This is a genomic window from Mesorhizobium sp. M7A.F.Ca.CA.002.05.1.1 (assembly GCF_003998335.1).
Lineage (GTDB): Bacteria > Pseudomonadota > Alphaproteobacteria > Rhizobiales > Rhizobiaceae > Mesorhizobium.
Window position 1 is genome coordinate 1 of sequence record NZ_RZQI01001046.1, and the last position, 1,922, is coordinate 1,922.

General features: G+C 64.9%; 3 protein-coding genes. 1 reads left to right on the top strand and 2 read right to left on the bottom strand.

Annotated features, from left to right (window positions below):
• A partial coding sequence (locus tag EN939_RS32230) for a GNAT family N-acetyltransferase (protein ID WP_164751425.1) occupies nucleotides 1-261 on the bottom strand: 261 nt, incomplete at its 3' end.
• A complete protein-coding gene (serB, locus tag EN939_RS32235; protein WP_127271592.1) occupies nucleotides 258-1,145 on the bottom strand; it encodes a phosphoserine phosphatase SerB in 888 nt (295 codons plus the stop codon). The genes serB and EN939_RS32230, both read right to left, overlap by 4 nt.
• Between serB and miaA the strand changes: the two genes are divergently transcribed.
• On the top strand, nucleotides 1,135-1,922 hold a 788-nt coding region (miaA, locus tag EN939_RS32240), incomplete at its 3' end, for a tRNA (adenosine(37)-N6)-dimethylallyltransferase MiaA (RefSeq protein WP_127271594.1). The genes serB and miaA overlap by 11 nt on opposite strands.

Consider the following 1,922-nt stretch of genomic DNA (forward strand, 5'->3'; position numbering starts at 1 on the left):
GGATGGCACATGATCGGTGTCGAGGAGACCGATGAAGCCGATGCATTCACCGGTGGCGGTGATCTCGGCGGCAGCAAAACCGTATCCGTCCTCCGCGGTCCAGGCCCGGAGCTCGTCCATCTTGGCATCCGCCTCGGCGCGGTCACGGCGGAACGGAAAGAACTCCATCACCCGGTCGTCGGAGTTTATGCGGTGGAACAGGTCGCGGTCGCGATCTTCCCAGTTGCGCAGGATCAGGCGCTCGGTACGCATTGGTTTCATTGCACAAACTCCTCCCGCCTGTAGCCTTGCACATAAAGCAGCGCGGTCAGGTCGCCATGATCGATGCGGACCTTGGCCTGTGCCGCCACCGTCGGCTTGGCGTGGAGCGCGACACCGGTACCGGCAAGGCAGATCATGTCGAGATCATTGGCGCCGTCGCCGACGGCGATGGCGTCGGCGGGCGTCAGGCCGAGGCGCGCTGAAATTTCGATCAGCGCGTCGGCCTTAGCGGCGCGGCCGAGGATCGGTTCGCCGACCAGCCCGGTGAAGCGGCCGTCCTGCTCGAGCAGGCGATTGGCGCGGTTCTCCTGGAAACCGAGCATGGCGGCGATGCGCGTCGTGAAGACCTCGAACCCGCCAGACACGAGTGCCGTCCAGGCGCCATTGGCGCGCATGGTCCGGACCAGAACACGGCCGCCCGCTGCCAGCGTCAGGCGATTGGCGACGATGCGATCGACCACGGCGGCGTCGAGGCCCTTGAGCAACGCCACCCGTTCACGCAAAGCCGGTTCGAAGGCGATCTCACCATTCATGGATCGCGCGGTGATGGCCGCAACATGATCCTTGACGCCGATCTCGTCGGCCAGCTCGTCGATGCATTCCTGGTCGATCATGGTTGAATCCATGTCGGCGATCAGGATTTTCTTGCGGCGGGTTTCCGCCTGCTGGACGATCACGTCGACGGCCTCGCTGGCAAGTGCCGTGCGCAAGACGGCACTCGTGACGGCGTCGTCGGCTGCCTCAGGCAGGACGAGATCGCAGGCAATACCTTCGGCCAGCCAGACAACAGCGCTTGCGCCGACCGACCGTGAGGCCATATTCGCAAGCGACAGCGACAAAGCGCGCTCAGCGGGACGGGAAACAAGCGTGGCGATGAGCGGCATGAAACATTCCGGCGGGCAGGCGGGCAAGGGCCGCGTGAAGAACGCGATCCTGATAGCCGGGCCGACCGCCAGCGGCAAGTCGGCGCTTGCGCTCGATCTGGCCGAGCGCAGGGGGGGCGTGATCGTCAATACCGATTCCATGCAGGGCTATTCGGTGCTCGACGTGCTGACTGCCCGGCCGGAGGCGGCCGACCTCGCCCGCGCACTGCATTATCTTTATGGCCATGTCCACCCGGCCACCGCCTATTCCACCGGCGCCTGGCTGCGCGATGTGATGAAGCTGATCGAGGACGGCACATTCTCCGAACGGCCAGTGATTTTTGTCGGCGGCACCGGGCTCTATTTTCGCGCGCTGGCCGAGGGCATTTCGGAAATGCCCGACATTCCGCAGCGGGTCCGCGACCGCTGGCGCTATGAGTTGAAGGAGCAGGGCGCCGTCAAGCTGCACAGCCTGCTGCTGCGCGAGGATTCGGCGGCGGCCATGATGCTCAAGCCAACCGACAGCCAGCGCGTCGTGCGGGCATTGGAGGTTCTCGATGCGTCTGGCCGTTCGATCCTGGAATGGCAGGCAGAACGCGGCCAGCCGCTCATCGACAGGGAAAGCGCGCGTTTCCTGGTGATCGAGCCGGATCGGGCGGCATTGGTCGCTCGCATCGACAAACGCTTCGACCAGATGCTGGACAAGGGCGCGCTGGACGAGGTCAAGCGGCTTGCAGCACTTGGCCTCGATCCCGAATTGCCGGCGATGAAAGCGATCGGCGTTCGCGAACTGCAGGC